This window comes from Prolinoborus fasciculus, assembly GCF_056724605.1.
The window spans coordinates 1-2,904 of record NZ_JBWZQN010000116.1 but is presented as its reverse complement, the minus strand read 5'-3'; the positions used below and the strand labels follow the sequence as shown (position 1 = coordinate 2,904).

The 2,904-nt window shown below is 36.2% G+C and carries 1 protein-coding gene and 2 pseudogenes; 1 reads left to right on the top strand and 2 read right to left on the bottom strand.

Annotated features, from left to right (window positions below; all coding sequences use genetic code 11):
• Positions 1-120, top strand: a pseudogene (locus AC1P5O_RS16340) (IS30 family transposase); the annotation flags it as partial.
• A gap of 357 nt (positions 121-477) precedes the next feature.
• Here the strand turns inward: AC1P5O_RS16340 and AC1P5O_RS16335 are convergent.
• Together AC1P5O_RS16335 and AC1P5O_RS16330 are read right to left on the bottom strand one after the other, a co-directional pair.
• Positions 478-2,433 (bottom strand): alkyl/aryl-sulfatase, encoded by a 1,956-nt coding sequence (locus tag AC1P5O_RS16335; protein WP_000693745.1) that lies wholly within the window; start codon positions 2,431-2,433, stop codon positions 478-480.
• An 81-nt stretch (positions 2,434-2,514) separates the two neighbouring features.
• Positions 2,515-2,775 (bottom strand): annotated as a pseudogene (locus AC1P5O_RS16330) (integrase core domain-containing protein); the annotation flags it as partial.
• Positions 2,776-2,904 lie beyond the last annotated feature (129 nt).

The window sequence follows — 2,904 nt, the reverse complement described above, 5'->3', positions numbered from 1 at the left end:
GTTGCCATGTCACTGAATACTCGTCCTAGAAAAGCGTTAGATTGGCTTACACCATTAGAGAAATTTGCTCAGCTTGTTGATTATCATAAGACTTTTCAAACTGTCGCACCTCATGTTTGAATTCGCCCTAATATAAAAGCTTATTTTCAATAAAAAACACATCATAATACCCCCTTGCCTTTTAACCACAAAAATATTGAAGTTATTATTTAGAAGCAATTAATAGAAAAATAAACAAATCTTTTTTAAACAAGCTACTAATAAAAATATCTCCATCGAAAATAAAGTATAAAAATTCAAAAACCATTTAATAAAGTATCAATAGAGTTAAAATACATATAGCTTACTTTTAATTTTAAAGAGGAATACAAGAAATAATTTCTTGTATTCCTGTTATAAGATTGGGAGAACCAAGTTGATAATTTCACCCATTTCTTTGGATCTATTAATTTAAGTTTCGACTTTACTTATTTGAGCTTAGCCATTTGGTCGAGTCACAATCGGGAAAATTGAATCTGGACGTTTAAACATTGCAAAGAATTTTCCAATTTTCAGTGGATTACCTTTGACTTTACTGTCTTTAGAAAGCAGGACTTTTACCCCTTCTATTTGACCTGTAATCATTTTTAGATATAAGGGCTTGGTTAAGGTTAATGTAGGGCAATCCAATGCCAAATCTTTACTTTCATCATAACGCTTAAACTGCATGACTGAGTTTTCAACCCATAATGAAAAATGCTCTTTGGTATCCGACAAAACCAGATTGATACACTGGTTTTCATTTTTTAAATTTTCCACATCTAAATTTGTCGCCATAGCTTCAAGAAATCTTTCAGTTGGTGTATGAATCAATAAATCACTCGGATCAGAAGTATTTTGTAGGGGTACATTATTTTGTAGCTCTTGAGCGCCCACCAAAAAGAAATTACGCCAAGTTGAAGCCTCAGCAGCATAGCCCAATTGACGATAAGTATTCGCCAATAAGTCTTTTGCTTGTTGGTTTTGAGGGTTATTCAACACAATATGTTTTAAAATCTCGGCAGCCCATCTATAGTCAGCTTGAGCGTAGGCATCCCGCGCATTTTTCAATGCATTGTTCTCCCCACCTGCTAACTCAATATATTTTTTTGCAACAGCTTTAGGGGGTAATGGATCTAAATTGGAAGGATGGGCATCGAACCATCCCATATAATATTGGTATACTGCTTTTACATTATGTTTTAGGGTTCCATAATAGCCATGAGCATATAGTTTTTGATCAAGTGCCGCTGGAAGCTTAATTTTTTCGGCAATTTCAGCGCCATTAAAACCAGAGTTCATATATCTCACCGTCTGATCATGCGTGAACTTATAAACATCTCGCTGGGTTTTAATAAAATCTTGAATATTGTCATTGCCCCAGACAGGCCAATGATGCTGTGCAATCAATACATCGGATGCTTTGGCATGCTGCATTGCTTGGTCTAGATAGCCCACCCATTTTAAGGCATCACGGACTTTAGCACCCCGAAGGGTATAAAGATTATGCATGGTATGAGATAGAATTTCTGCGCCGTTATAAAGTTTCAATGATGGGATAGAGAACGTTAATTCTGCTGGTGCTTCTGAACCCGGCACGTTATAAAACACAAAATCCAAGCCATCAACCGTCATTTTCTGTTCTGGTTGAGTGATCAGTTGTGTAGGCTCAAGGATGCCCATTTTTCCCACAGCAACAGCCTTACCTAAACCTGTATCCACCAATCCTTCCGCATTTTTAGGTAGAAAAGTTCCATACATATAAGTCGCACGACGTATCATGGCTGAACCTGCCATCACATTTTCACTGGTCGCTTCTTCCATAAAGCCTTTTGGCGCAATAATTGGAGTTTTTCTAGCGTTAATTTCTTCGCTAGAAAGAACGCCTAATGCACCACCAAAATGATCGATATGGCTATGGGTAAAGATAATGGCTGAAATTTTTTGCTCACCTAAATGCTGTCTAGCAAATTTAAGTGCTGCTTCAGCCGTTTCTTTAGAGGTTAATGTATCCACAATAATCCAGCCAGTATCACCCTGAATGATGGTCATATTTGCCAAATCAAAACCACGAATTTGCCAAACTCGATCTGTTACTTTAAATAGCCCAACATTGTTGTTTAATTTTGCTTGTCGCCATAGAGTGGGATTAACGGTATTTGGTGCTTGATCTTGTAAAAAACTAAATGCATCAAAATCCCAGATAACATTGCCTTTCTCACTTTTAATTTGACCTGTTGGCTTGGCAATAAAGCCCTTTTGAGCCTGATTAAACTCAGTCATATCCTCTAAGTTATACTTCGCCTTATATGTATTATTTGATTCAATGACCGCTTTTTCTACTACAGTATTTGCTGCAAAAACAGAAAATGGCAGAATAAGCATCAATGAAACTGTTAAAAACTTAATTTTCATCTTCTTTCCTTTTTTTAAATAGAGGTGGTCCCACATGTTTGAACAACTAAAAGCTTATTTATAAGTGATACTCTGCTCTAGTTAAGCTACCTTATTTTGTTGTGGTAGCTGGTCATAGTAAAACTCATCTGGAGTCATTTTGTCCAGACTCGAATGAGGTCGTTTCAAATTATAAAATTCAAAATATGCGTTTAATTGCTTCTTCGCATCCAAAACATTGCTGTAGGCTTTGAGATACACCTCTTCATATTTAACGCTCCGCCATAATCGTTCAACCATCACATTATCAACCCATCGACCTTTACCATCCATGCTGATTTGGATGTCATTTGATTTCAATACATGGCAGAGTAAAACTTGAAGTGCGACATAAACCACCTAATTAATTTAAAGGGTTTATGGAGTATATAAAATTGTCATACCATCATCTTAACTTTGAAGATCGTACTGCATTAATGCTTGAGTCAAGAA